The 23981-nt window shown below is 73.8% G+C and carries 22 protein-coding genes and 1 pseudogene; 14 read left to right on the forward strand and 9 right to left on the reverse strand.

The genetic code is table 11. The annotated features are described in order from the left end of the window. Window positions 1-133 precede the first annotated feature (133 nt). Complete coding sequence (locus ACIRNI_RS28835; protein ID WP_403555824.1) at window positions 134-2257, forward strand: hypothetical protein; 2124 nt, start codon at window positions 134-136, stop codon at window positions 2255-2257. 6 nt (window positions 2258-2263) lie between these two features. Here ACIRNI_RS28835 and ACIRNI_RS28840 read toward each other — a convergent pair whose 3' ends face one another. Then, a complete protein-coding gene (locus ACIRNI_RS28840) occupies window positions 2264-3184 on the reverse strand; it encodes a hypothetical protein (protein ID WP_403555826.1) in 921 nt (306 codons plus the stop codon). Further along, entirely contained in the window at window positions 3133-4488 is a 1356-nt protein-coding gene (locus ACIRNI_RS28845; protein WP_403555828.1) for a flavin-dependent oxidoreductase, read from the reverse strand. Before ACIRNI_RS28845 ends, ACIRNI_RS28840 begins: the two co-directional genes overlap by 52 nt. 445 nt (window positions 4489-4933) lie before the next feature. Here ACIRNI_RS28845 and ACIRNI_RS28850 point away from each other — a divergent pair, with 445 nt between their 5' ends. Both ACIRNI_RS28850 and ACIRNI_RS28855 read left to right on the forward strand, forming a co-directional pair. After that, complete coding sequence (locus tag ACIRNI_RS28850) at window positions 4934-5476, forward strand: hypothetical protein (protein WP_403555830.1); 543 nt, start codon at window positions 4934-4936, stop codon at window positions 5474-5476. Window positions 5477-5564: 88 nt separating this feature from the next. Beyond that, entirely contained in the window at window positions 5565-6536 is a 972-nt protein-coding gene (locus tag ACIRNI_RS28855; RefSeq protein WP_403555832.1) for a fibronectin type III domain-containing protein, read from the forward strand. A gap of 12 nt (window positions 6537-6548) precedes the next feature. On the opposite strand, the gene ACIRNI_RS28860 is transcribed toward ACIRNI_RS28855, so the two are convergent. Next, window positions 6549-7145, reverse strand: a complete 597-nt coding sequence (locus ACIRNI_RS28860) for a TetR/AcrR family transcriptional regulator (protein WP_403555833.1) — start codon at window positions 7143-7145, stop codon at window positions 6549-6551. Window positions 7146-7222: 77 nt separating this feature from the next. On the opposite strand from ACIRNI_RS28860, the gene ACIRNI_RS28865 reads away from it, so the two are divergent. Next, a complete protein-coding gene (locus tag ACIRNI_RS28865; RefSeq protein ID WP_403555834.1) occupies window positions 7223-7624 on the forward strand; it encodes a hypothetical protein in 402 nt (133 codons plus the stop codon). A gap of 273 nt (window positions 7625-7897) precedes the next feature. Here the strand turns inward: ACIRNI_RS28865 and aceB are convergent, their stop codons facing one another. After that, window positions 7898-9520 (reverse strand): malate synthase A, encoded by a 1623-nt coding sequence (gene aceB / locus ACIRNI_RS28870; protein WP_356644144.1) that lies wholly within the window; start codon window positions 9518-9520, stop codon window positions 7898-7900. A gap of 240 nt (window positions 9521-9760) precedes the next feature. Then, window positions 9761-10381, reverse strand: coding sequence for an NTP transferase domain-containing protein (locus tag ACIRNI_RS28875; protein WP_403555835.1), 621 nt, complete (start codon window positions 10379-10381; stop codon window positions 9761-9763). A 106-nt stretch (window positions 10382-10487) separates the two neighbouring features. Between ACIRNI_RS28875 and ACIRNI_RS28880 the strand changes: the two genes are divergently transcribed. The 3 genes from ACIRNI_RS28880 to ACIRNI_RS28890 all read left to right on the forward strand — a co-directional run bounded on the left by ACIRNI_RS28880 (window position 10488) and on the right by ACIRNI_RS28890 (window position 13380). Next, window positions 10488-12320, forward strand: coding sequence for a serine/threonine-protein kinase (locus ACIRNI_RS28880; protein ID WP_403555837.1), 1833 nt, complete (start codon window positions 10488-10490; stop codon window positions 12318-12320). Between the two features lie 143 nt (window positions 12321-12463). After that, entirely contained in the window at window positions 12464-12790 is a 327-nt protein-coding gene (locus ACIRNI_RS28885) for a DUF5955 family protein (RefSeq protein WP_403555839.1), read from the forward strand. Window positions 12791-12846: 56 nt separating this feature from the next. Continuing rightward, window positions 12847-13380, forward strand: coding sequence for a CbrC family protein (locus tag ACIRNI_RS28890; RefSeq protein ID WP_403555841.1), 534 nt, complete (start codon window positions 12847-12849; stop codon window positions 13378-13380). A gap of 47 nt (window positions 13381-13427) precedes the next feature. Here the strand turns inward: ACIRNI_RS28890 and ACIRNI_RS28895 are convergent, their stop codons facing one another. After that, complete coding sequence (locus ACIRNI_RS28895; protein WP_355352949.1) at window positions 13428-14012, reverse strand: XRE family transcriptional regulator; 585 nt, start codon at window positions 14010-14012, stop codon at window positions 13428-13430. Between the two features lie 123 nt (window positions 14013-14135). Between ACIRNI_RS28895 and ACIRNI_RS28900 the strand changes: the two are divergent. The 3 genes and pseudogenes from ACIRNI_RS28900 (at window position 14136) to ACIRNI_RS28910 (ending at window position 16435) form a co-directional block, all read left to right on the forward strand. After that, window positions 14136-14971 (forward strand): annotated as a pseudogene (locus tag ACIRNI_RS28900) (EamA family transporter). Window positions 14972-15039: 68 nt separating this feature from the next. After that, window positions 15040-15687 carry an FMN-binding negative transcriptional regulator gene (locus ACIRNI_RS28905; protein ID WP_403555843.1) on the forward strand — a complete coding sequence of 216 codons (648 nt, stop codon included), beginning with the start codon at window positions 15040-15042 and terminating at the stop codon, window positions 15685-15687. A gap of 40 nt (window positions 15688-15727) precedes the next feature. Further along, on the forward strand, window positions 15728-16435 hold the full coding sequence (locus ACIRNI_RS28910) for a B3/4 domain-containing protein (RefSeq protein WP_403555844.1): 708 nt from the start codon (window positions 15728-15730) through the stop codon (window positions 16433-16435). Between the two features lie 5 nt (window positions 16436-16440). Here the strand turns inward: ACIRNI_RS28910 and ACIRNI_RS28915 are convergent, their stop codons facing one another. Together ACIRNI_RS28915 and ACIRNI_RS28920 are read right to left on the reverse strand one after the other, a co-directional pair. Next, window positions 16441-17061: a response regulator gene (locus ACIRNI_RS28915; RefSeq protein WP_403555846.1), complete on the reverse strand. Its 621-nt coding sequence runs from the start codon at window positions 17059-17061 to the stop codon at window positions 16441-16443. After that, the gene (locus ACIRNI_RS28920; RefSeq protein WP_403555848.1) at window positions 17058-18233 is read right to left on the reverse strand and encodes a sensor histidine kinase; all 1176 of its coding nucleotides are present in this window, start codon (window positions 18231-18233) and stop codon (window positions 17058-17060) included. The genes ACIRNI_RS28915 and ACIRNI_RS28920 overlap by 4 nt, the downstream gene beginning before the upstream one ends. A gap of 112 nt (window positions 18234-18345) precedes the next feature. On the opposite strand from ACIRNI_RS28920, the gene ACIRNI_RS28925 reads away from it, so the two are divergent. Both ACIRNI_RS28925 and ACIRNI_RS28930 read left to right on the forward strand, forming a co-directional pair. Continuing rightward, window positions 18346-19416 carry an ABC transporter permease gene (locus tag ACIRNI_RS28925; protein WP_403555850.1) on the forward strand — a complete coding sequence of 357 codons (1071 nt, stop codon included), beginning with the start codon at window positions 18346-18348 and terminating at the stop codon, window positions 19414-19416. Then, window positions 19413-20123: an ABC transporter ATP-binding protein gene (locus ACIRNI_RS28930; protein ID WP_403555852.1), complete on the forward strand. Its 711-nt coding sequence runs from the start codon at window positions 19413-19415 to the stop codon at window positions 20121-20123. Before ACIRNI_RS28925 ends, ACIRNI_RS28930 begins: the two co-directional genes overlap by 4 nt. A gap of 3 nt (window positions 20124-20126) precedes the next feature. Here the strand turns inward: ACIRNI_RS28930 and ACIRNI_RS28935 are convergent, their stop codons facing one another. Beyond that, window positions 20127-20939, reverse strand: a complete 813-nt coding sequence (locus tag ACIRNI_RS28935; protein ID WP_355352973.1) for an IclR family transcriptional regulator — start codon at window positions 20937-20939, stop codon at window positions 20127-20129. A gap of 327 nt (window positions 20940-21266) precedes the next feature. Between ACIRNI_RS28935 and allB the strand changes: the two genes are divergently transcribed. Continuing rightward, entirely contained in the window at window positions 21267-22619 is a 1353-nt protein-coding gene (gene allB, locus ACIRNI_RS28940) for an allantoinase AllB (protein WP_403555854.1), read from the forward strand. A 5-nt stretch (window positions 22620-22624) separates the two neighbouring features. After that, window positions 22625-23737 (forward strand): allantoicase, encoded by a 1113-nt coding sequence (gene alc, locus ACIRNI_RS28945; RefSeq protein WP_403555855.1) that lies wholly within the window; start codon window positions 22625-22627, stop codon window positions 23735-23737. The last annotated feature ends 244 nt before the right edge of the window (window positions 23738-23981 follow it).

Consider the following 23981-nt stretch of genomic DNA (forward strand, 5'->3'; position numbering starts at 1 on the left):
TCGTCACGGAGAGTGATGAACCCAGTGAAGCGCACGCCACTGACAACGGACTCTGATCGCCCATTCGAACCAACACCACGTGAGTACGCCGCTCCCTCCCGCCGGGCGCCCATACGCTCCGGGAGTGACCCGAGTGACCCGTACCACTGCCCTGAACACCGGACGTGACGACTTCCTCAGCTGGGCGGAGACGGAGCAGGGCGTCACCCTGCCTCTACGCCCGGCCGACGCCGTCCTGACGCTGCTGGCCCTGCGCGGCGCCGACCGTCGCGCGGGCGTCCCCGAGCCGACGCCGCAGCTCCTGCGCCACGTCCTGCACGAGGACCTGCCGGTGCTGCTCCACGCGACCCCGGACGAGCTCGCCGCCGTACCCCGCGTGCTCACGGCCCTCGCCGACCGGGTCCGTGCCGCGCACCGCCTGAACGGCAAGCGCCACGCCCGCCTCCTCGAGGCCGTACAGGAGGCCGTACCGGAGTACGAGCGGGCCGTGAACGACCCCCTCAACCTCACCTGGCCCCGCTGGTACGCGTCCCTCCTCCAGGCCGACGGCGTCGACCCCGACGACCCCGGAGCCGTGCGGGACTGGCTGGCCGCGTACGCGCGCACCCCGCGCCCCGAGCGGCGGCCCCTCCCGCCGGAGGTGCGGCGCGCCGACGTGGCCGCCCGCACCTTCGCCGCCCGGGCGCTGCTCACCGAGGCGCTCCTCGACGCCTCCGCCCGCGACGCCGAGGGCGCGTCGCCCGCGGGCCGCCTGCTGCCCGGCGCGGCCTTCGACGCGGCGGGCCCCGACGAACTGGAGCGCCTCGCCGCCGAGCTGAGCGACCGCTGGACCGCAGCAGGGCTCGCCGAGGCGCTCGCCGGCCCGTACGCCGACCTCGCGCCCGGCCCCGAGTCCCTGCCGCACGTGGCCCTCGCGGACCGGCTGCTCGACGAGCACCTCGACTACTACGGCGACACCGGCCTCCCGCTGCCGCCACCGCCCGCGCTCCCCGCGCCCGACGAGCTCCGTGACCTCCTGCACGCGGCCCCGCTCCCGGCCGCCCTCGCCGCGGGCGCCGACGGCGACCTGAGCGAACTCGCCGAGCGCTGCGGCTTCCCCGACCCGGCCACCTCCGTCTGGACCGAGGGCACCCCGCAGGAGCTCACCGAACTCGCCGCCGACATCCTGGCCGCCACGGTGGAACGCATCGCCGCCGACAACGAGGAGGGGGAGGACGAGTACGCCCTCGACGCGGCGCACGTCCTGTACTCCCTCTACGAACGCGGCGGCACCCCCGAGTCCGTCGCCCGCAAGGCCTCCGACGTCGCCGGCGGGCCGCCGCTCCCGCCGGAGCTGGAGGACGCCCCGGCCGAGGTCCCCGAGACGGCCCCCGCCGCCTACACCACGCCGTCACCGCAGGAGCTGTCCGCCCTGCTCCACCGCCCCGGCCTCACCGCAGCCGACCGCGCCGAACTCGACGGCCACGCCCGGTCGCTGGCCGCCGTCGTGGACCGGCTCGCCGAGACCGGCTGTGTCTTCCGCACCGGCGACGCCTACGGCCTCACCCCGCTCGGCGACGCCGTCATGCGCCACCTGCTGACGGTGGCCCACGTCGCCGCCCCCGACCGGGACACCGTCCTGACCTGGCACGCGGACCGGGTCGCCGCCGCCGTCGAGTACTGGCCGCCGGCCATCGCCGCCGCGACCCTCACGGCCTGGACGGCCGGCCGGGCCGGAGACGGGGCCGGCGCCGACGACGCCTGGAGCGAGCTGCTCGCCGCCGTCTCCGCGTCCGCCCACCCCAGCACCACCCTCTTCTCGCACCTGGCGCTCGCCGGTATCCCCGACGCCCCGCTCCGGGCCGCGCTGACCGACCCGGTCGTGGGCGCCTACGCCCACCGCCTCCTCCGCGACCGCGGCGAGGGCGCCCCGCTGGACCCCGTCCCGCTCGGCGCCCGCGCGCTGCTCCTCCTGGACGAGCTGCACACGAGCTGGACGCAGGACATGCGCGCCCTCATCGACGCGGCCGCCGCCGAGGAGGAGCAGGAGGAGGCCCGCGAGCCCGAGCCCGCCCCGACGGCCCTGCTCGACGCCTTCGACGCGGCCGCCGCGGCCTGGCCGGGCGGCGCGGCCGCCCTCGTCGACGCCCTCGCCGCCGCCCACCCCTCCGCCTTCGTCCTCCTCGACGACCTGCGCGCCCGCCACCCCGACAGCCGCGTCGCGTCCCTCGCCGCCCGCGCGGTGAAGAACGCGCGCCGCCCGGCGGTCAGGGCCTGAAGCCCGTCAGGGCGTGAAACCGGTCAGCGTGACGGTGTAGTCGCCGTGGCCGGGCCGGTACGCCATGCAGTAGCGCGTCGGGTACCGGCCCGGGACCTGCCAGGAGCGGGGCTGGGGAACCGGGGCGCAGGCGTGGTGACCGGGCGCTGTGCGCAGGCCCTCGAGGAAGGCCTTCGTGAGCATCGGCTCCATGAAGATGATCTCGCCCGCGTAGGCGCCGTAGATGAAGGTGTGTCCGGACAGGGCACCGGAGTCGGGCGGGCGGCTGTCCAGGTGTTCGCCCATGGCGCCCTCCGCCGTCTCCGGGCTGGAGGGTGGATAACCGGGCGGGAGGTGGTCGGCGGGCACGGGCGCGGCGGCCGTGGGGAGCTGGGCGCAGTCGATGAGCAGGGCGCAGCGGCCGAGGCGGATGCGGTCGCGGACCTCTCGCGGTACGAGGTAGAAGTGCACGTCGAAGTGGGGGACGTCGTAGCGGCCGTGGGGCTGGTGGCCCTCGGGGTTCCAGTTGAACAGGACCCACCGGAACGGCAGGTCCGGCCGGCCGCCGGACGGCAGCGCCAGCTCCAGGCCGTGGCCGCCGACGCACTCGTGCGACGGGTGGACGCGCCCGTCGCCGTCCGCGTCCACGCAGTGCTCGCCGTCGGTCGGCGCCGTGGGCAGGCCGGCGAGGGCGGAGGCGGTGAGGACGACGCCCACGGAGCGCGGCCGCCCGCCCGCGTAGTCGGTGAAGACCCGGATCCGGCCGTCGCCGAGCCGCGCCGCCGGGCCGTACCGGGTGCCGGTCCCCTCCACCACCGCGGCCCCGGCTACGGGCTGGCGCGCCGGGACCGTCAGCGCCGCCGCCGGGAGCAGCGCGAGCAGCAGGGCGGCCGACGTCAGCCCCGTCCCGAGCGAGGGGAGTGAGCGGAGAGGGGGGACGAAGCGCATGCGGAAGCCGTTCGTGCCGGGACGCTCCAGGAGGAGCGTGCGTTGAGCCCCGCCGCGTCCACCCCGGTGACCTTGCGCGTGCAGGACCTGATGTCCGCCAGCTTGTGATCCGGCAGGACCTCGCGAATGTCGGAGAAGCCGTCCGGGGCAAGCATCTCCACCTGATGGAGCAGCGGGTCCGGCTCCAGGCGCCGGTGCGCGGCCAGCAGCCGGGCGGTCTCCGGGCGGCGCGTGCGGTCGTACCGGTCCAGCGCCTCGTCCATGTCGTGGTGGGCGAGCTGGTACGCCAGGACGCGCGCGTCGACGATGGCCTGGGACGCGCCGTTGGAGCCGGTCGGGTACAGCGGGTGGGCGGCGTCGCCCAGCAGGACGACCCGGCCGTCGACCCAGGTCGGCAGCGGGTCGCGGTCGATCATCGGGTACCGCAGCACGCGCGGCGCCGCCGCGATCGTGCCGTGGAGGTCGAGGAAGGGGACGCGCCAGCCGGCCAGGTGCGGCAGGACGACGCCGGGGGGCACGGCCGCGTCCCAGTCGGCGGGCGGGACCGTGGCGGGGCCGCCGCCGGGGCGGGTCTCCACGACCCAGTTCAGCGTGGACCGGCCCGCCGCGTCCGGCGGCGAGACCGGGTAGACGACGGCCTTCACGCGGGAGTTGCAGCCCACGATGACCATCGTCCGCCCGTCCAGGAACGGCGGCGCGTGGCTCAGGCCGCGCCACATGCAGATGCCGTTCCAGATCGGCGGCCCCTCGCGCGGGTACATCACCGCCCGTACGGCCGAGTTGATGCCGTCCGCGCCGATGAGCAGGTCGCAGGTGTACGGGGCCGGGTCGTCGGCCGCGTACACCCGCACGCGCCGCCGCGTTCCGCCGGCCGGGTCCTGCTCGTAGCCGGTCAGGCGTCTGCCGGTGAGCACGGCGTGCGGCCCCAGCCGCCGCCGCACCTCCCGCAGCAGCACCTCCTGGAGGTGGGCGCGGTGCACCGAGTACTGCGGCCAGTGGTAGCCGGCCGCCCGGCCGCGCGGCTCGGACCAGACCAGGCCGCCGTAGCGGTGGTGGTACTCCAGCCGGGCCGTGGCCACCGCCCGTGCGGCGAGGTCGTCGCCCAGACCGAGTTCGGTGAGCTCCCGGACGGCGGCGGGCTGAAGGTTGATGCCCGCGCCGACGGCCCGCAGGCGCGGGCACGACTCCACGACCACCACGTTGTCCAGACCTGCGGCGTGGAGGCTGAGTGCGGTCGTCAGCCCGCCGATTCCGGCACCCGCGATCAGAATCCGGGGAGAATTCTTTCCGCTGTATGGCGTCATTTTCAACAGCCCTCCCAGGACGTCCCCCATCAAAAATGCGGGTGGATCCGAAAAGGCACAAACGCAGAGCGGACCAACCCGGCGTACACGCCCGCCGCCCAGGGGCCCTTCACCCGATCGGGCTAGAACCGAGTGCCGCCTAACGTGTGACGTGCTTTTAATTGAGCGTCGGCAACAGAAAGGCTGCGACATGAATCACGTGGCATTCGACGCGTGCGACATCCAGCGCCTCCAGCATGCTGTTGACTACGCGCATCATGCGTCCCGGAGCTCCCTGGAGACTCTTCTCCCGCCCTGGATGCCCGGCGCGCTGAAACAGGAAATCAAGAGCCAGTGCATTGTGTCGCACTGTGCGACCCTGTTGTTCCCCGCCTCCGAAGAATCAGCCGTCGAGTACTTCGAGGAAAATGGCTGGCGGGCTTCGGCGGTAATTCCGAGCGTTCTGGTGAAGCGCCGGCTCGTCGAGCGCCACGGGCTGCCGGAAGACGCGCGAATACTCGTCACGCGCCTCAACGCGACGGCCAGTCCAGGGCCGCAGGTAGAGATATTCCTCTTTCCGCGGTCCAGCCCGGGATACCGCCCGGAGGTCGCCGAGGAGGAGCGCGCCCACGGCTTCGAGAACCACGTGGGACTCTTCCTGGACCGGCCCCAGCCCGCGGCGCTCGCCGCCCTGGCGGACCGGCTGGAGGGCGCGGGCTCGATGGTCTACGAGGGGTCCGCGCACAACCCCCACGAGAACACCACCATGCTGTACTTCGCGCCCAGCGCCCGCGTCGCGCGCGTGCGCCGGCGCTTCCCCCGCTGGGAGCTCCAGTGCGCCGGCGATCTGACCGCGGTCGCCGAGGCCCGGCCCGTACGGGCGGACGCCGTCGAGCGGGCCTACGCGGCGCTGCGCGAGAACTCCGCGTCGACGATCTTCACGGCGCCGATGGCGTCACCCGCGGCCTCGTCGACCTCCTCGGCCGCCGTCGCCTCGACCCGCGCCTGAGATTCCGAGGGGCTCCGGGGTCTTGCCGCCCCGACGCACCCTGTGCCATATAGGTCTGGACCAATACTCCGGACCTGGAGGCCCGACCGTGCGACGCTCCTCCCTCCTCGCCGCCGCCCCGGTCTGCGTGGCCGCCCTCCTGCTGAGCGCGTGCACCTCCGCGACGCCCCAGGACAAGGACACCGGGCGCCCCTCGGCGCCCACCGGGGTGACGGCGCAGGCCGGAAGTGCCACCTCCGTCCATGTGATGTGGCAGCCGGCCGCCGACGACACCGCGGTCACCGGCTACGACGTCCACGAGCGGGGCCGCAAGGTCGCGACCCTCCCGGGCACCAGGACCATGGTGGACGTCGACCGCCTCGCACCCTCGACCGCGTACACCTTCACCGTCCGTGCCCGCGACGCCGCCGGGAACGTCTCCGAGCCCAGCGCCCCCGTCCCGGTCACCACCCCCGCGCCCACGCCCGACGACCGCACCGCGCCCTCCCGCCCCTCGGGCCTGCGCGGCACCGCCGACGGCAGCCGGGCGGCGACGCTGACCTGGCGGCCCGCCTCGGACGACCGGGCGGTCACGGCGTATGACGTCTACCAGGAGGACTCCCGCATCCACAGCGTCGCCGGCACCGCGACCACGGCACGCCTCACCGGCCTGCGTCCCGGAACGGTCTACACCTTCACCGTCCGCGCCCGCGACGCCGCCGAGAACTCCTCACCCGACAGCGACGCCGTCGACCTCACCACCGCCCCCGCGCCCGGCGCCGGCCCCGTCACCGCCCCCACCGACCTCGCGGCCACCGCCCTCAAGGGCGGCGAGATCCGGCTCACCTGGACCCCGCCCCGTACCGACGGCGGCGCTCCGGTCAAGGAGCACCAGTTGTACCTCGACGGCAGGTTCGCCACCACGATCGTCTGGGGCGCCGAGCCGCCGCCCGGGACGGCGACGTACACCTTCACCGTCACCGATCCGCCCGGCACCCGCTACAGCGTCAAGCTCCGCGCCAAGCTGCCGGACGGCACCTGGGGCGACTTCTCCGCCCAGCGCACGGTGACCGTCGCCTGACGGGCCCGATCGTCAGACGACCCCCGACAGCAGGGCGTTGGCGACCGACTCCGAGACGGTACGGGCGAACTCCGGCACCTTGTCGCGGTCCGCCATCAGCATCAGCAGCCAGACGAAGACCGGCCCCACCAGCAGCGCCTGCACGGTGACCGGATCGGGCAGCTCGGCCAGCTCGCCGCGCGCCACGGCCCGCTGGAGCACCTCCGTCACCAGGAGCCGCTCGCGGGCGAGGAACGTCTCGGAGAACCGGGCCGCGAGCGAGGAGTCGCCGTAGATGTCGGCGAGCAGCCCGGCGAGCACGTCCATCGGCGCGGAGCCGAGCTGCGCGGCGATGATCCCGCAGAGTGCCGCCAGGTCCTCCCGCAGGGAGCCGGTGTCCGGCGGCGCCTGCTCCTGCATGTCGTGCACCACGGCGGAGAAGATCATCTCCTGCTTGGTGGCGTACCGCCGGTAGATCGCGGCCTTGCCGACCCCGGCCCTCTCCGCCACCGCGCCGACGGTGAGCCCGGCGTACCCGCGTTCCCCGAGCAGCTCCCGGGTGGCGCGGACGATCGCGTGATCCACCTGACTGTCCCGGGGGCGCCCGACTCCTTGTTTGGGGGTGATCATGGGCCTACTATACGGAACCGCTAGTATCGAAACTGCTGGTTCCGTAATGGGCGGGCAGTGATGACGTGGGGGTTCGAATGATCAAGTGGGCTGGCCGCATCTTCGTGTTCCTGGGGCTCGGGCACACGCTGGGCGCTCTGGTGCTGACCCTCCCGCGGTACGCGGACGCGTGGTTCACCGCCGAGCTGTGGCCCCTCAAGGAGGGCATCGTCGAGATGGGTCCGGCCATGGGGGCCTTCTGGCTGACCACGGGCAGCTTCGGTATCCCGCTCATCGTGGTCGGCCTGCTGGTGCTGTGGCTGGACCGCCGGGGCATCGTGCCGCCGCCGTTCGTCGCCTGGACGCTCGGCGTCTGGTCCCTGCTCGGCGCCGTGATGGTCGAGCCGGCGCCCTGGGTGCTCGCCTGGGTCGCGGTCGGGCTGCTGGTCGCCGGAGCCCGGCGGAGCGAGCGAGCCGCCTCGGTCGTCCCGGCGCCCTAGGGGGTGTCTTGCCGATCTTGCCGGGCTCGCGGCGTCTGGCACGCGCTCCCCCAGAGCTTCGCCTGGGGGTGCCCCCAGCCGCGTTGTCGTCGGTCGCCAATGCTCCGCAGTGGCTCCCTCCTCCGCCTTGCGATCACACGCACCAGACGCCGCTCGCTGATCCGGCCTGATCGACAAGACACCCCCTATAGGTGGCCCCGGACACGACTCCGGACATGACTCCGCCCCCCGGCGCCGTGCGACGCCGGGGGGCGGAGTGATCGGGTGGCGGCCTCAGCCGACCAGCTGCTCGTACGCGGGCAGCGTGAGGAAGTCCGCGTAGTCCGCGTCCAGCGAGACCTTCAGGAGCAGGTCGTGCGCCTCCTGCCACCGGCCGGCCGCGAAGGCCTCCTCGCCGATCTCCTCGCGGATGGCGGCGAGTTCCTCGGCGGCGACCTTGCGGGCCAGCTCGGCGGTGGCCTCCTCGCCGTTCTCGAAGACGACACCGGCGTTGATCCACTGCCAGATCTGCGAGCGCGAGATCTCGGCCGTCGCCGCGTCCTCCATCAGGTTGAAGATGGCCACCGCGCCGAGGCCGCGCAGCCACGCCTCGATGTAGCGGATGCCGACCTGGACGGCGTTGCGCAGACCCTCGTACGTCGGCTTCGCGTCGAGCGAGTCGATGGCGATGAGGTCGCCGGGCGCCACGGAGACGTCCTCGCGGAGGCGGTCCTTCTGGTTGGGCTTGTCGCCGAGCACCGCGTCGAAGGAGGCCATCGCGATCGGGACCAGGTCGGGGTGGGCGACCCAGGAGCCGTCGAAGCCGTCGTTCGCCTCGCGGTCCTTGTCCGCCTTGACCTTCTCGAAGGCGACCTTGTTGACCTCGGGGTCCTTGCGGGACGGGATGAACGCCGCCATGCCGCCGATCGCGTGCGCGCCCCGCTTGTGGCAGGTGCGCACCAGCAGCTCGGTGTACGCGCGCATGAACGGCGCCGTCATCGTCACCGCGTTGCGGTCCGGCAGGACGAACTTGGCCCCGCCGTCACGGAAGTTCTTGACGATGGAGAACAGGTAGTCCCAGCGGCCCGCGTTGAGGCCCGCGGCGTGGTCGCGGAGTTCGTAGAGGATCTCCTCCATCTCGTACGCCGCCGTGATCGTCTCGATCAGGACGGTCGCGCGGACGGTGCCCTGCGGGATGCCGACGTAGTCCTGCGCGAAGACGAAGATGTCGTTCCAGAGGCGGGCCTCCAGGTGCGACTCCGTCTTCGGGAGGTAGAAGTACGGACCCTTGCCCAGGTCGATCAGGCGCTGGGCGTTGTGGAAGAAGTACAGGCCGAAGTCGACCAGCGCGCCGGGGACCGGCCGCCCGTCGAAGCGTAGGTGGCGCTCCTCCAGGTGCCAGCCGCGCGGGCGCATGACGACCGTCGCGAGCTGGTCGGCGGGCTTGAGGGCGTACGACTTGCCGGTGCGCGGATCGGTGAAGTCGATGCGCCGCTCGTAGGCGTCGATCAGGTTGAGCTGGCCGAGGACGACGTTCTCCCAGGTGGGAGCGGAGGCGTCCTCGAAGTCGGCGAGCCAGACCTTCGCGCCCGAGTTGAGGGCGTTGATGGTCATCTTGCGGTCGGTCGGGCCGGTGATCTCCACGCGGCGGTCGTTCAGCGCGGCCGGGGCCGGCGCGACCTTCCAGCTGTCGTCCTCACGGAGCTGTGCGGTCTCCGGGAGGAAGTCGAGCGTGCTGGTGCGGGCGATCTCGGCGCGGCGCTCCGCGCGGCGGGCGAGGAGCTCGTCACGCCGGGGCGTGAACCGCCGGTGCAGCTCGGCCACGAAGGCCAGGGCCGCATCGGTCAGGACCTCGTCCTGCCGGGGCAGGGGCTCGGCTTCGACGATGGCCAGCGGAGACGGCGCTGGTGCGGACATGAGCTGTCACTTCCTTCAGCGGGGGCTTTGGCGCGGCGCCATGCCGCGGCCGCCGGGCGTACGCGCGCGGCACTGAGTGCCGCGGGAGCCGAGATACGGTCACGGGCGCCTTCTGACGGTCGGGTGCTTCTGAACAGTGGATACTAGTTTCCTCATAGTGGAAGTTCAATGGTCTGTTGATGTCGAGATTCTCTGGGTCGACACAACGTGGCTCTGGGTGCCACCTCATACACATGGCGTTCACTCCAACCGCGCGAGATCCGCCGCCGTGTCGATGTCGTAGGGCTCCGCGACGTCCCCGCACTCCACGAGAGTGATCACCGCCTCGTGCTCCCTCAGATAGGCGCGTGCCCCCCGGTCGCCCTCCGCACTCGCCCCCACCTCCGCCCATCGGTCCGCCCCGAACAGCACCGGATGACCGCGCTTCCCGTCGTACGCGGCCGCCGCCAGCGCGTCCCGCGACCGGTACGCGCCCACCACCCGGGCCACCGCCTCCGCCCCGATCCCCGGCTGGTCCACCAGCGACACCACGGCCGCGTCCGCGCCCGAACCGGCCAGCGACTCCAGCCCCGCACGCAGCGACGAGCCCATGCCCCGCTCCCACTCCGGGTTGTCCACCAGGACGCACCCGGGCAGCGACGCCCGCTCCCGTACGGCGCCGGCGGCCGCCCCCAGCACCACGTGCACCACCGCGCAGCCGCCCTCGCGCAGCACGCGCACCGCGTGCTCCACCAGGGGGCGGCCCCGGTGCTCCAGCAGCGCCTTGGGGCGCCCGCCGAGCCTGCGGCCGCCGCCCGCGGCGAGCAGCAGCCCGACGACGACCGGCTCTTGGCCTCTCGTCTCTTCTCTGGTCTCTTCCATGGGGAGTGCATACCTCATGGCGCGGCCCCGGCCCGGCTTGGATAGGGTGCGGCTTTCGGCATTGGCGTGTGTGCGGTGCCAAGTCCTGGTCAGGAGACATGGGTTGATGAGTGGTGCTCCGCGTGGGGGAAGCGGCGGAACGGTCTTCCAGCCGCTCGAGGAGGGCGATCCGCGGTCCGTGGCCGGCTACCGGCTGTCGGCCCGGCTCGGCGCCGGCGGCATGGGGGCCGTGTACCTGTCGTACACCCCCGGCGGCCGGCCGGTCGCCATCAAGGTGATCCGGCCCGACTTCGCCGAGGACGCCGAGTTCCGGCGCCGCTTCGCGCAGGAGGTGCGCGCGGCGCAGCGCGTGCAGGGGCTGTACACCGCGCCCGTCATCGACGCCGACACCGACGCGCGCCGCCCCTGGCTCGCCACGGCGTACGTGCCCGGGCCCTCCCTCGCCGACGCCGTACGGAACCACGGGCCGCTGCCCGTCGACACCGTCCTGCTGCTGGTCGCCGGGATAGCCGAGGCCCTCCAGGTCATCCACGGCGCGGGCATCGTCCACCGCGACCTCAAGCCCGCCAACGTCCTGCTCGCCGCGGACGGGCCGCGCGTCATCGACTTCGGCATCGCACGCGCCGCCGACGCCACCTCGCTCACCGGCAGCGGCGTCACCATCGGCACCCCGTCCTTCATGGCGCCGGAACAGGCGGCGGGCCGCGAGGTCACCGCGGCCACCGACATCTTCGCGCTCGGCCAGGTGGCGGCGTACGCGGCGACCGGCAGCCCCGCCTTCGGCGAGGGCACCTCGCACGGCGTGCTGTACCGGATCGTCCACGAGGAGCCCGACCTCACCGGACTGCCCGACCGGCTGCGGGAGTTGGTGACCCGCTGCCTGGACAAGGACCCGGCCGCCCGGCCGTCCGTCACCGACCTGCTCGCCCTGTGCCAGGGGGCCAGCGACCAGACCGCGCTGCGCCGCCCCGACGAGTGGCTGCCCGGCGCGGTCGCCGCGGACATCACCACCCGTACCGCCGCCCCGGCCCCGGCGGCGGCCACGACTCCGCCGCCCCCGGCGACGCCGCCGACCGTCGTGCCGCCGACCGCTCCCGCCGCTCCGGCTGCTCCGGTCGCCGCGCCGCACGTGCCGCACCCGCCGACGGCCCCGGCGACTCCCTCCGCGCCTCCGCAGGGCTTCGGCCCGCCCGTGCCCCCGCAGCAGCAGCACCTGCACGCGCCCACGCCCGCGCCCATGGCGGCACCGATGGCGGCGCACGCGCCCACGCCCCCGCCGGTGCCTGCGCCCGCACCCGCAGCCGCGCGCAAGTCGTCCTCGCGTACGGTCCTCTTCGCCGTCGTGGCCGCGGTGCTCGCGTTCGCCGTCGCGGGCGGTGTCACCGCCTTCTTCCTGCTCCAGGACAACGACGCCACGAAGCGCACGCAGGCGCGGGAGACGCCGGCCCAAGGCGGCGACAGCGGGACGGGCGACGGCACCGCCGCCGGCAACGAGACCCCCAAGGCGGCCGACCCCGCCAAGCCCTCCGGCCCCGCCACCCCGCCCAAGGCGCCCGAGCCGGTCACGTACAAGGCGATCGACCTGCCCAGCGGCTACGAGGTGTCCCTCGCCGACGACCCCGTGAAGCCCAAGGACAACAGCACCGGTTACGACCTGAAGTACAGCCTCGGCCTCTCCTCGAACGACGGCGGCCGCCTCGTCCTCCTGCGCAACGGCCAGGACCCGTCGCTGGCGACGTGCACGACCGAGACGCGGTTCGCCACCTACATCTCCCAGGACATGCTGACCAAGGGCTCCCGCCTCTGCCTCCAGTCGGGCGCCGGGGACGTGGCCCTCATCACGGTCCAGGGCTTTCCGCCCGAGTCCGACCCCAGTGACTACATCACCCTGGACCTGACGGTCTGGCGAGGCGCGCTGGACGTCGAACAGGCGAGCTGAGGGACCTCCCCCCGTGTGGCGCGCGCCGGTGCGCGGACCGTTAATCTGTCCGCAACCGTCCGGTATCCGACCACCACCGCGGCGGGTTTGCGAGACCGCACAGGGGTGTGCGTGTGAGGGGGAAGAGAGCAGTGTTGCGAAGCATGGGGCAGAAGGGTGCGACCGGCGGCGGCAGCGGCGAGGGCGCGGAGGACCCGAGGGTCACGGAGCTGCGCTCCGCCGTCGCCCGCCTGCGACGGGAACTGGCCGCGCATCCCGCCGAGTTCCTGGACCGCGGGATCGCCGAGGAGGAACTGGCCGCGCTCGCCGCGATGGCCCGCGACGGCGCCCCCGAAGTCCCCCGCCTGCGCCGCTCCCTGCTGCTGATCGCGGGCGCCGTCGGCTCGGTCAGCGCCCTCGGCGCCGCCCTCACGGGTGTACGCAACGCCGTGGAGCTCTTCGGGGGGCCGCCGGGGTCGACGGGGGAGTGACGGAGAACCCGTTTCTTCCTCTTGCGGAGGCAACGCGCTCCGTGGGAGCAAGGGGCATGAACGTCGGCCTGCCTTCCTTCCGCTACCACCCCGACCCCGTCACCAGCGGGTCCATCCGCGCGAGCGCGCAGAGGTGCGTCTGCTGCGAGCGCGCCACGGGCTGGATCTACACGGCGACCTTCTACACCGCCAAGGAGGTCGGCGGACGCTTCTGCCCGTGGTGCATCGCCGACGGCAGCGCCGCCGAACGCTTCGCGGGCGAGTTCACCGACTCCTACGGGCTGGACGGCGTCGGCGAGGACGTGGTGCACGAGGTCACCCGCCGCACCCCCGGCTTCAGCGCCTGGCAGGACCCCCGCTGGCTCGTCCACTGCGGGGATGCCGCCGCCTTCGTCGGCGAAGTCGGGTACACCGAGCTGGCGGCGCATCCGGAAGCCCTCGACCAGCTCCGGGCGGACCTGCGCATGGAGGGTTGGCGCGATGAAACGCGACGCGAGCGGTTCCTGACCAGCCTTGGCGGGGATGCGACCGCCATGCTTTTCCGCTGCACCGTCTGCGGCGCCCACCTCGCCTACATCGACGCGTCCTGAGGGGGTGCCTGCCCACCTCCTCAAGGCCTTGCCGCGCGGCCCGTGGGTCAGCTCGGAGAGGCCGGGCCGGGCGGCAGGTGGACGGTCATGATCAGGTGGCAGGGGCCGTCGCCCGCGCCGCGGTAGGTGTGGGGGGCGTCGCCGTCGAAGGCGGCGGTCTGTCCGGCCTCGACCGGATGCTCGACGCCGTCGACGATCAGGGTCATCCGCCCTGACGTCACGCTGACCGTTTCGACGACCCCCGCCTGGTGGGGGTGGCTCGGGTACTCCTCGCCCGGGTGGAGCCGCCAGCGCCAGACCTCGACCGGGGCGGCGCCCGACGTCGTCAGCATGAGCCGGGCCTCGCTGCCCTGTTCGCCCACCCACAGGGGCCGCACGGCGTCGGCGGACACCACGCGGACGCGGCCTTCGGCCGGCCCCTCCAGCAGCGCGGACACCGAGACGCCGAGGGTGTCGGCGAGCCGGACCAGGGTGGCGAAGTTCGGATTCCCCTGGGCTTTCTCCAAGCCGACCAGAGCCCCCTTGCTGACCTTCGCGCGCCGGCCGAGCTCGTCCAGGGAGAGGCCCGCGCGGGTGCGAGCCGTGCGGACGTTGTGGGCCAGCGTGCGGAGGGCCGCCTCTGTCTCGGTCATCCGGTCACCATCCTCGCCAGTGGATCACTTCAATGCACCGTCCGGTCGTTTGGTTGACAGCGGGCGGTCGTTTCAATGTACGGTCTGGTCGTTCCACTGCAAATGGTAAGGGATGTACGTACCGTGATCGCTCTGCTCCTGGCCCTGGGCAGCTCCCTGGCCTACGGCTGCGCCGACTTCCTCGGCGGTCTCGGCGCCCGCAAGGCCCACGTCCTGCGCACCGTGATGATCGCCGCGCCCGCCTCCCTCGCGGTCGAACCGGTGCTGTGGCCCGTGCTCGGCGCCTCGTTCAGCGCCGGCGCAGTGGCCTGGGGCGCCGCGTCCGGTGTCGCCTCGGCCGCTGCCTTCGCCCTGCTCTACCGGACGCTGGCGATCGGCCCGATGAACGTCCTCTCGCCCGTCACCGCGCTCGTCTCCGCCATCCTCCCCGTCGGCATGGGCCTGCTCCAGGGCGAGCACCTCGGCCTCGCCGGCCTTCTGGGCCTGCCGCTCGCGCTGGCCGCCGTGGTGCTGGTCAGCGCCGGGCACGGCGCCGGGTCGGCCCGCCCGTCCCGTACGGCGCTGCTGCTGGCCTTCGGCGCGGGCGCCGCCATCGCCCTCCAGCTGGTCTTCCTGCACCAGGCGCCGTCCGACAGCGGCGTCGCCCCGCTGATCATCGGCCGCGCGGTCTCCTCGGCCGTCACCCTGGCCGCGGCCGCGCTGATGTTCCGCAGGCTCGGGACGGAGCGGCCCGCGTACGCGATGTCGGCCGCCGCCGGCGTGCTGGACTCGGTGGCGAACCTGCTGTTCCTCCTCGCCGCCCGCAGCGGGGCCTCGCCGTCGTCGCCGTCATCACCGCCCTCTACCCGGCCGGCACCGTCCTGCTCGCCCGCGGCGTCCTCGCCGAGCGCATCCACCGCGGCCAGCTCGTCGGCCTCGGCACCGCCGCCGTCGCCGTCAGCCTCCTCGCCCTGAGCTGACCGCAGCAACACCGCCTGCCGCACCACCGCCCCACCCCGCACCACCGCACCACCGCAAGGAGCCCCGCATGTTCATCCAGCCCTGGGACGCCAGCCTGGACGAAGCCGAATGGCAGACCTGGATCGCCGACGGCCATGACTTCGGCATCCTCAGCGTCAACGGTCTGCCCGGCCGGCCGCCGGCCGCCGTCCCCACGCACTTCACCGGCGAGCCCGGCCACCTCCTGATCCACCTCGCCCGCCCCAACCCCGCCTGGCAGGCGATCGAGCACGACCCGAACGTCCTCTTCACCGCCTTCGGCGACTACGCCTTCATCCCCGGCCCCTGGCGCGCCAAGCCGGACACCCCGCCCGCCGACGGCGTCCCCACCAGCTACTACACCGCCGTCCAGTTCACCTGCCGCGCCACGATCGTCGACGAGCCCGAGGCCAAGGCCGAGCTGCTGCGCCGCCAGATGGCCCACTTCCAGCCCGACGGCGACCACGCCCCCATCGCCGTCGACCAACCCCCGTACGGCCGGCTGCTGCCCGGCATCCGCGGCCTGCGCCTGGAAGTGACCGACGTACGCGCCAAGTTCAAGTACGACGACCAGAAGCCCGTCGAGCACCGCGCCGCCGTCGCCGACCGCCTCACCGCACGCGCCGAGGGCCTCGACCTCCCCGCCGCCGCCCAGCAGCGCCGCCGCCTGGACCGCATCGGCCCCTGGACGCCCTGACCACCCACCCTCGTAGGACGAAGGAACGGCACCCCCTCCCATGACCACCTTCCGCATCACCCCCGCCGTCGCGGACGCCTTCCCCGACACCCGCATCGCGCTGGTGACCGCCACCGGCCTGCGCGGCCGCGCGTCCTGGCCGGGCACCGCCGCCGCCCTGGAGGCACTGGAACAGCGGCTCGCCGACGGCGCCTGGCAGCCCGCCGACGAGACCGACCCGCGCATCGCGGCATGGCACACCGCCTACCGCTCCTTCGGCACCAACCCGCGCCGCGTCCGCCCCAGCGTCGACGCCCTTGGCCGCCGTATGGCCAAGAGGGGCACCCTGCCGCGGATCAATCCGGCCGTCGACTCCTACAACGCCGTCTCCGTCCGCCACGGCCTGCCCGCCGGCGCCTTCGACCTCGACCACGTGCACGGCGACGTCGACATCCGGTACGCGGACGGCTCCGAGGAGTTCACGCCGCTCGGCGAACCCGGCACCGTCGAGCACCCCAAGCCCGGCGAGATCGTCTACGCCGACGGCACCGGCGTCCTGACGCGCCACTGGAACCACCGCGACGCCCACCGCACCCGTGTCACCGAGGACTCCGCCCGCGTCGCGTTCGTCCTCGAAACACTCCACGCCACCCGCGACGGCCACCTCCTCGAGTCGGCAACCGAGGAACTGCGCGGCCTGCTCGTCCCGCACACCGACCGGATCGGGGTGCGCCACCTCAGCCCGGAACAGCCCCAGGCCACCGTCTGAAGGCGTCAGCGGCGGATCAGGCGGCGCTCCCTCGCCGCCGCCACCGCCGCCGTGCGCGAGTCCACGCCGAGCTTCGCGAAGACGTGCACCAGGTGCGACTTCACCGTCGCCTGGCTCAGGAAGAGCCGCTTGCTGATCTGCTGGTTGGACAGGCCCTCGCCGACCAGCTGCACCACCTCCAGCTCGCGCTTCGTCAGCGCCTGCGCCGGGGTGCGCATCCGGTCCATCAGGCGGTGCGCGACCGCCGGCGCCAGGGCGGACTGGCCGGCCGCCGCCGTTCGCACCGCCGCCGCCAGCTCCTCCGGGGGCGCGTCCTTGAGCAGGTAGCCGCTCGCGCCCGCCTCGACGGCCGCGAGGATGTCGGCGTCCGTGTCGTACGTCGTCAGCACCAGCACCCGGGGCGCGCCGGCGCCCGCGGTGATCGCGGCCGTCGCCTCCGCGCCGTCCATCCCGGGGCCGAAGCGCAGGTCCATCAAAACCACGTCCGCCTCTGGGGCGAGCTCCACGGCGCGCTCGGCCGTCGCGGCCTCGGCGACCACCGTGAAGTCCGGCTCCGTGTCGAGGACGGCGCGCAGGCCGGCCCGTACGACGGGATGGTCGTCGGCGAGCAGCAAGCGGATCGTCATACCGCCTCCTCCCGGGGCAGCGGAAGGGCCACGGCCACGGCCGTGCCCTGGCCGGGCGCGGACTCCACGGTGAAGGTCCCGCCGAGCGACTCCGCCCGCGAGCGCATCGCCGGGAGCCCGAACCCGCCCCCGGGGGAGGCCGCGGAGGCGGCGGGGTCGAAGCCCGTGCCGTCGTCCACCACGTCCAGCGTCACCGAGGCGTCCATGAAGGTCAGCGTGATCTCGGCGCGCTCGGCACCCGCGTGCCGCACCGTGTTCGCCAGTGCCGACTGGGCGATCCGCAACAGCGCCACCTCGTACGGCGTCGGAAGCGGCAGCGGCGTACCGCTCACGGAGAAGCGCACCCGGGGCCCCGGCTCCGGTCCCGGCCCCGGCTCGCACAGCCGCTCCAGCGCCGCCGCCAGCGAGCCGCGCTCCAGGTCGGCCGGCGCCAGCGCCCGCACGAACCGCCGCGCCTCCGCCAGGTTCTCCTGCGCCGCGCGGCGCGCCCGCTCGATGTGCACGCCCGCCGGGGAGCCGCCCGGCAGGGCGCGCTCGGCGGCCCGCAGCAGCAGCTGGATGGAGGACAGGCCCTGCGCGAGCGTGTCGTGGATCTCGCGCGCCAGCCGCTCCCGCTCCGCGAGCGTGCCCGCGTGTCGCTCCGCCGCCGCGAGCTCCGCGCGGGTCGCGATCAGTTCCTCGATGAGCCGCCTGCGCCGCTCGCTCTCGCGGTACAGCGCCTGGTAGCCGAGGACCGTCGCCACCGCGACCGCCGCCCCCAGCAGCGGCCCGATGAACGCCCCCGGGTTCATCGGCGCGCCGTGGTGGACGTACGACAGGATCGCCGCGCCCGCGGTGGCGGCCACCGCGGGCAGGGACCACCGCACCGGCAGCAGGTGCAGGTGCAGGAAGTACAGCGGGAACGCCGCCCACAGCCCGTCGGGCGTCAGGCCCAGCAGCACCAGCCAGGCCACGCCCAGCACGCCCAGCCACAGCGCGGCGGCCGGCACCGAGGTGCGTACGGGCCGCAGGACCGAGCCCGCCGCGTACACCGCGCCCATCAGCGTGGCGGCCGCCACCACGGCCGGGTCGCCGGAGGAGCGCAGCGCGGCGAGGGCCAGCAGCCCCGCCAGCAGCAGATGGAGGCAGAGGCGCAGCACGCGCAGGACGGGGGTGAGGGAACGCGGATCCATGGCCCGTCCAGGGTAGGCAGCAACGCCGCCGCCGTCCTCAACCGAAAGTTTGATGCCCGGGCCGTCCGGCGCGCGATGCGGCACCGGGCGGAGCGTGGGCAGGCTGGGCGGCATGTTCGTGGCATGGAGAGATCTGCGGTCCGCCAAGGGGCGGTTCGCGCTGATGGGCACGGTGATCGTGCTGATCACCCTGCTGGTGGGGCTGTTGTCGGGGCTGACGGCCGGGCTCGCGCGGGAGAACGTCTCGGCGATCACCGGGCTGCCCGCCGACCGGCTCGCCTTCGCCGCCCCGCCCCCCGGCCGGTCGGTGTCCTTCGCCGACTCGGCCGTCCCCGAGAGCGCGTGGCGCACCTGGTCCCGGCAGCCCGGCGTCACCGCCGCCGAGCCCCTTGGGATCAGCACCCTGAACGCCACCGCCGCGGACGGCCGCACGGCGGCCGTCTCCGCCTTCGGTACGGCGCCGGGCGCCGGGCTCGCCCCGCAGAGCGCGAAGCTCGGGCCCGGGAAGGCGGTCCTGTCGCGGTCGGCGGCCGACGAGCTCGGCGTGGCCGGCCCCGGGGACCGGGTACGGCTGGGCTCCCGGGAGCTGACCGTGGTGGCGGTCGCGGGCGACGCCTCGTACAGCCATACGCCGGTGGTGTGGACGTCGCTGGCCGACTGGCACGCCTCGGGGCGCACGGGCGCGACGGTCGTCGCCCTGCGGGGCGCGGGGATCGACGTGGCGGCGGGGGACCGGGCCGCCGGTACGCGGACGCTCGGCGTCGCCGAGGCGCTCACCGCCATCGGCTCGTACCAGGCGGAGAACGGCTCGCTCCAGCTGATGCGCGGCTTCCTGTTCGTGATCTCCGCGCTCGTCATCGGGGCCTTCTTCACGGTGTGGACGATCCAGCGCGCCGGCGACGTGGCCGTGCTGAAGGCGCTCGGCGCGTCCACGCCGTACCTGTTGAAGGACGCCCTCGGGCAGGCGGCGCTCATGCTGGCCGGCGGGACGCTGCTCGGGACGGGCCTCGCGGTGGGCGTCGGCGCCTTGGTGAGCGGGGGCGACGTGCCCTTCGTGCTGGAGCCGGCGACCGTCCTCGTACCGGCCGCCGTGATGATCGCCCTGGGGATGCTCGGGGCCGCCCTGTCCATCCGGCGGATCACCGCCGTCGACCCGCTGACCGCGCTGGGGAGCGCCCGATGAGCCTTCTTCTCGACCAGGTGACCCTGACCTATCCGGACGGCGACGGGCGGGTCACCGCACTCGACTCCGTCTCGCTCGCCGTCCCGCCCGGCACTCTCACGGCGGTCGTCGGCCCGTCCGGCTCCGGCAAGTCCAGCCTGCTCGCGGTGGCCGCGACGCTGGTGACGCCGGACCGGGGGCGGGTGGTGGTCGCCGGGACCGACACCGGCACCCTCGACCGGGCGGGCAGGGCCGCGCTGCGGCGCACGCGCATCGGGATCGTGTTCCAGCAGCCGAACCTGCTGCCGTCGCTCACGGCCGCCGAGCAGCTGGTGGTGATGGCCCACCTGTCGGGTGGCTCGGGCTCGGGCCGGGGGAGCCGCGGGGCTGCCCGCGCGCGGGCCCTGGAACTGCTGGACGCCGTCGGTCTCGCCGACCAGGCCGGGCGGCGGCCGCACCAGCTCTCCGGAGGTCAGCGCCAGCGCGTGAACATCGCACGGGCGCTGATGAACGACCCGGCCGTGCTGCTGGTCGACGAGCCGACCAGCGCGCTCGACCACGAGCGGGGCGCGGCGGTCCTGGACCTGCTGGTCATGCTGACCCGGGCACGCTCCACGGCCACCGTGCTGGTGACGCACGACCGCGCCCACCTGGACCGGGTGGACCGCACGGTGACGGTCATGGACGGCAGGCTGTCCGAGCCGCGGCCGCGGCCGCTCCGGCTCTGAAGTTCAGCCCTGGCCGTTGGCGGCGGCGGTGTTCGCCAGCGCCGTCGACAGGTCCTGCGCGACTTCCTGGAGGATCGGGACGATCTTCTCCGTCGCCGCCTCCGTCACCCGGCCCGCCGGGCCGGAGATGGAGATCGCGGCGGCGGTGGGGGAGTCGGGCACCGAGACCGCGATGCAGCGCACCCCGATCTCCTGCTCGCTGTCGTCGACCGCGAACCCGGCCTCCCGCACCTGCACCAGGGCGTCCAGGAAGCCCTCCGGCGTGGTGATGGTCTTCTCGGTCGCGGCCGGCATCCCGGTACGGGCCAGCAGCGCGCGGACCTCCTCCGGCGGGGTGTGCGCGAGGAGCGCCTTGCCCACGCCGGTGGAGTGCGGCAGCACGCGGCGGCCGACCTCGGTGAACATGCGCATCGAGTGCTTGGAGGGCACCTGCGCCACGTACACGATCTCGTCGCCGTCGAGCAGCGCCATGTTCGCGGTCTCGCCGGTCTCCTCGACGAGGCGGGCGAGGTACGGGCGGGCCCAGGTGCCGAGCAGCCGCGACGCGGACTCGCCGAGGCGGATGAGGCGGGGGCCCAGCGCGTACCGCCGGTTGGGCTGCTGGCGTACGTAGCCGCAGGCGACCAGCGTCCGCATCAGGCGGTGGATGGTGGGCAGCGGCAGTCCGCTGCTGGACGAGAGCTCGCTCAGGCCGACCTCGCCCCCGGCGTCGGCCATCCGCTCCAGGAGGTCGAAGGCACGCTCGAGGGACTGCACACCGCCGGTCGCGGGGGCGGGCTTGGCGGCGTCGGTGGTGCTGGCGCTGGACGTCGGCACGGCACGGTCCTTTCGGGGCGGATGGGCAAGTCAGCAGCCTACCGGGCCGTCCGGCCGGGCACATCGCCCGCAGTGGGACGTCTTTGCCGGTCAGGGGCCGTTTGTCCGGGTGCTCGCCGGGATCGGGGGCTGCTCGCCGGACCTCCCTCTGTGGGTAGCTACGTTCCCTTGAATGAAATTATCTTTCCACTTCATGGAAACATCCAAGCCGCCCGCACGCCACCCGGGCCGCCCCGGGGGGCCTCTTGACGGCGCCGGATCCGGAGTGAAGACTCCATCGCAAGCTTCAACAGTTCGTTGAAGTTCCTCTGCTGTAGGACGATGTGGATGGAGAACGACGGGAACGTGGACGTGAATCTGGTACTGCGCTCGACGCGCGTCATCACCCCCGAGGGGACGCGCGCCGCCTCGGTCGCCGTCGCCGACGGCAGGATCGCGGCGGTGCTGCCGTACGACGCCGAGGTGCCCGCCGGCGCCCGCCTGGAGGACGTCGGCGACCACGTCGTCCTCCCCGGCCTCGTCGACACCCACGTCCACGTGAACGACCCGGGCCGCACCGAGTGGGAGGGCTTCTGGACCGCCACCCGCGCGGCGGCGGCCGGCGGCATCACCACCCTCGTCGACATGCCGCTCAACTCCCTCCCGCCCACCACGACGGTCGACAACCTGCGCACCAAGCAGGAGGTGGCCCGGCCCAAGGCCCACATCGACGTCGGCTTCTGGGGCGGCGCCCTGCCCGACAACGTCAAGGAGCTGCGGCCCCTGCACGACGCCGGCGTCTTCGGCTTCAAGTGCTTCCTGTCGCCGTCCGGCGTGGACGAGTTCCCGCAGCTCGACCAGGAGCAGCTGGCCGCCTCGCTCGCCGAGATCGCCGGCTTCGGCGGCCTGATGATCGTGCACGCCGAGGACCCGCACCACCTGGACGCGGCCCCGCAGAAGGGCGGCGCCAAGTACGCCGACTTCCTCGCCTCCCGGCCGCGCGACGCCGAGAACACCGCCATCGAGAACCTCATCAACCAGGCCCGGCGGCTCAACGCACGCGTGCACGTCCTGCACCTGTCCTCCAGCGACGCGCTGCCGATGATCGCCGCCGCCCGCCGCGAGGGCGTCCAGGTCACCGTCGAGACCTGCCCGCACTTCCTCACCCTCACGGCCGAGGAGATCCCGGACGGGGCGACGGAGTTCAAGTGCTGCCCGCCCATCCGCGAGGCCGGCAACCAGGACGCCCTGTGGGAGGGCCTCGCCGACGGGACGATCGACTGCATCGTCTCGGACCACTCGCCCTCCACCGCGGACCTCAAGACCCCCGACTTCGCCACCGCCTGGGGCGGCATCTCCTCCCTCCAGCTCGGCCTGCCCGCCATCTGGACCGAGGCCCGCCGCCGCGGCCGCAGCCTCGAGGACGTCGTCCGCTGGATGTCCACCGCCCCGGCGCGCCTCGCGGGCCTCGGCCAGAAGGGCGCCATCGAAGCGGGCCGCGACGCCGACTTCGCCGTCCTCGCGCCCGACGAGACCTTCACCGTCGACCCCGCCGAGCTGCACCACCGCAACCGGGTCACGGCGTACGCGGGCAAGACCCTGCACGGCGTCGTGAAGTCCACCTGGCTGCGCGGTGTGCGCATCGCCGACAACGGCACCCTGGCCGAGCCGAGTGGCCGGCTCCTCGAAAGGACCAAGTGACACCCGTGACCGCCATACCCAGCTTCACCGGCGACGCGAACCCCTACGGCGGCGGCGACCCGTACGCCGACTACCGCACCGCCGACTTCGCCTTCACCAGCCTGGTCGACCTGGCCGACCGCCGCCTCGGCGCGGGCGTCATCGCCGCCAACGACGAGTTCTTCGCCGAGCGCGAGAACATGCTCAAGCCCGAGCCCGCCGAGTTCGACCCCGAGCACTTCGGCCACAAGGGCAAGATCATGGACGGCTGGGAGACGCGCCGCCGCCGCGGTGTCTCCGCCGACGAGCCGCACCCCACGGCCGAGGACCACGACTGGGCGCTCGTACGCCTCGGCGCCCCCGGCGTCGTACGCGGCATCGTCGTCGACACCGCCCACTTCCGCGGCAACTACCCGCAGGCCGTCTCCATCGAGGCGACCTCGGTGGCCGGCTCCCCGTCGCCCGAGGCCCTCCTCGCCCCCGACGTGAAGTGGACGACGCTCGTCCCGCGCACCGCCATCGGCGGCCACGCGGCCAACGGCTTCGCCGTCGACGTCGAGCAGCGCTTCACGCACCTGCGCGTCAACCAGCACCCCGACGGCGGCATCGCCCGCCTGCGCGTCTACGGCGAGGTCGCCCCCGACCCGGCGTGGCTCGGCGTGCTCGGCACCTTCGACGTCGTGGCGCTGGAGAACGGCGGCCGCGTCGAGGACGCCTCCGACCGCTTCTACTCGCCGGCCACCAACACCATCCAGCCGGGCCGCTCCCGCAAGATGGACGACGGCTGGGAGACCCGCCGCCGGCGCGACAAGGGCAACGACTGGATCCGCTACCAGCTGGTCGAGCAGTCCGCGATCCGCGCGGTCGAGATCGACACCGCGTACCTCAAGGGCAACAGCGCCGGCTGGGCGGCCCTCTCCGTACGCGACGGCGAGAGCGGCGAGTGGACCGAGTTCATGGCGCGCACCCGCCTTCAGCCGGACACGAACCACCGGTTCGTCCTGCCGGAGCCGGTCGTGGGCACCCACGTCCGCATCGACATCTACCCCGACGGCGGCATCTCCCGCCTGCGGCTGTTCGGCTCGCTGACGGACGAGGGCGCGAAGCGCCTGGCGGCCCGCCACGAGGAGCTCAGCTGACCGCATGACCCGGGCAGCACGACACCTGCCCGCACGCGAGCGGCGCACCGGCCCGACAGCACCGGTGCGCCCTCGCGCCTTCTCACGCCCGCGCCCCTGCCGTATGGACGGCTACGCCGCGTGGCCGCCGTCACGCCGCGTGCCCGCTGGAGATCCACTGCCGGACCAGCGATGAGTTCCGGCCACGCGCGCGGTCCGACCATGTGACGGACGATGAAGAAGGACCTGATGAGAAAGGCACCGC

The organism is Streptomyces sp. NPDC093546, assembly GCF_044765045.1.
Classification (GTDB): domain Bacteria; phylum Actinomycetota; class Actinomycetes; order Streptomycetales; family Streptomycetaceae; genus Streptomyces.

Excerpts from the sequence above, each read along its gene's own strand:
- ACIRNI_RS28840 (WP_403555826.1), bottom strand. The coding sequence starts at position 3,184 with ATGCGCTTCGTCCCCCCTCTCCGCTCACTCCCCTCGCTCGGGACGGGG.
- ACIRNI_RS28845 (WP_403555828.1), bottom strand. The coding sequence starts at position 4,488 with ATGACGCCATACAGCGGAAAGAATTCTCCCCGGATTCTGATCGCGGGT.
- ACIRNI_RS28860 (WP_403555833.1), bottom strand. The coding sequence starts at position 7,145 with ATGATCACCCCCAAACAAGGAGTCGGGCGCCCCCGGGACAGTCAGGTG.
- ACIRNI_RS28865 (WP_403555834.1), top strand. The coding sequence starts at position 7,223 with ATGATCAAGTGGGCTGGCCGCATCTTCGTGTTCCTGGGGCTCGGGCAC.
- aceB (WP_356644144.1), bottom strand. The coding sequence starts at position 9,520 with ATGTCCGCACCAGCGCCGTCTCCGCTGGCCATCGTCGAAGCCGAGCCC.
- ACIRNI_RS28875 (WP_403555835.1), bottom strand. The coding sequence starts at position 10,381 with ATGGAAGAGACCAGAGAAGAGACGAGAGGCCAAGAGCCGGTCGTCGTC.
- ACIRNI_RS28880 (WP_403555837.1), top strand. The coding sequence starts at position 10,488 with ATGAGTGGTGCTCCGCGTGGGGGAAGCGGCGGAACGGTCTTCCAGCCG.
- ACIRNI_RS28885 (WP_403555839.1), top strand. The coding sequence starts at position 12,464 with ATGGGGCAGAAGGGTGCGACCGGCGGCGGCAGCGGCGAGGGCGCGGAG.
- ACIRNI_RS28890 (WP_403555841.1), top strand. The coding sequence starts at position 12,847 with ATGAACGTCGGCCTGCCTTCCTTCCGCTACCACCCCGACCCCGTCACC.
- ACIRNI_RS28895 (WP_355352949.1), bottom strand. The coding sequence starts at position 14,012 with ATGACCGAGACAGAGGCGGCCCTCCGCACGCTGGCCCACAACGTCCGC.
- ACIRNI_RS28905 (WP_403555843.1), top strand. The coding sequence starts at position 15,040 with ATGTTCATCCAGCCCTGGGACGCCAGCCTGGACGAAGCCGAATGGCAG.
- ACIRNI_RS28910 (WP_403555844.1), top strand. The coding sequence starts at position 15,728 with ATGACCACCTTCCGCATCACCCCCGCCGTCGCGGACGCCTTCCCCGAC.
- ACIRNI_RS28915 (WP_403555846.1), bottom strand. The coding sequence starts at position 17,061 with ATGACGATCCGCTTGCTGCTCGCCGACGACCATCCCGTCGTACGGGCC.
- ACIRNI_RS28920 (WP_403555848.1), bottom strand. The coding sequence starts at position 18,233 with ATGGATCCGCGTTCCCTCACCCCCGTCCTGCGCGTGCTGCGCCTCTGC.
- ACIRNI_RS28925 (WP_403555850.1), top strand. The coding sequence starts at position 18,346 with ATGTTCGTGGCATGGAGAGATCTGCGGTCCGCCAAGGGGCGGTTCGCG.
- ACIRNI_RS28930 (WP_403555852.1), top strand. The coding sequence starts at position 19,413 with ATGAGCCTTCTTCTCGACCAGGTGACCCTGACCTATCCGGACGGCGAC.
- allB (WP_403555854.1), top strand. The coding sequence starts at position 21,267 with ATGGAGAACGACGGGAACGTGGACGTGAATCTGGTACTGCGCTCGACG.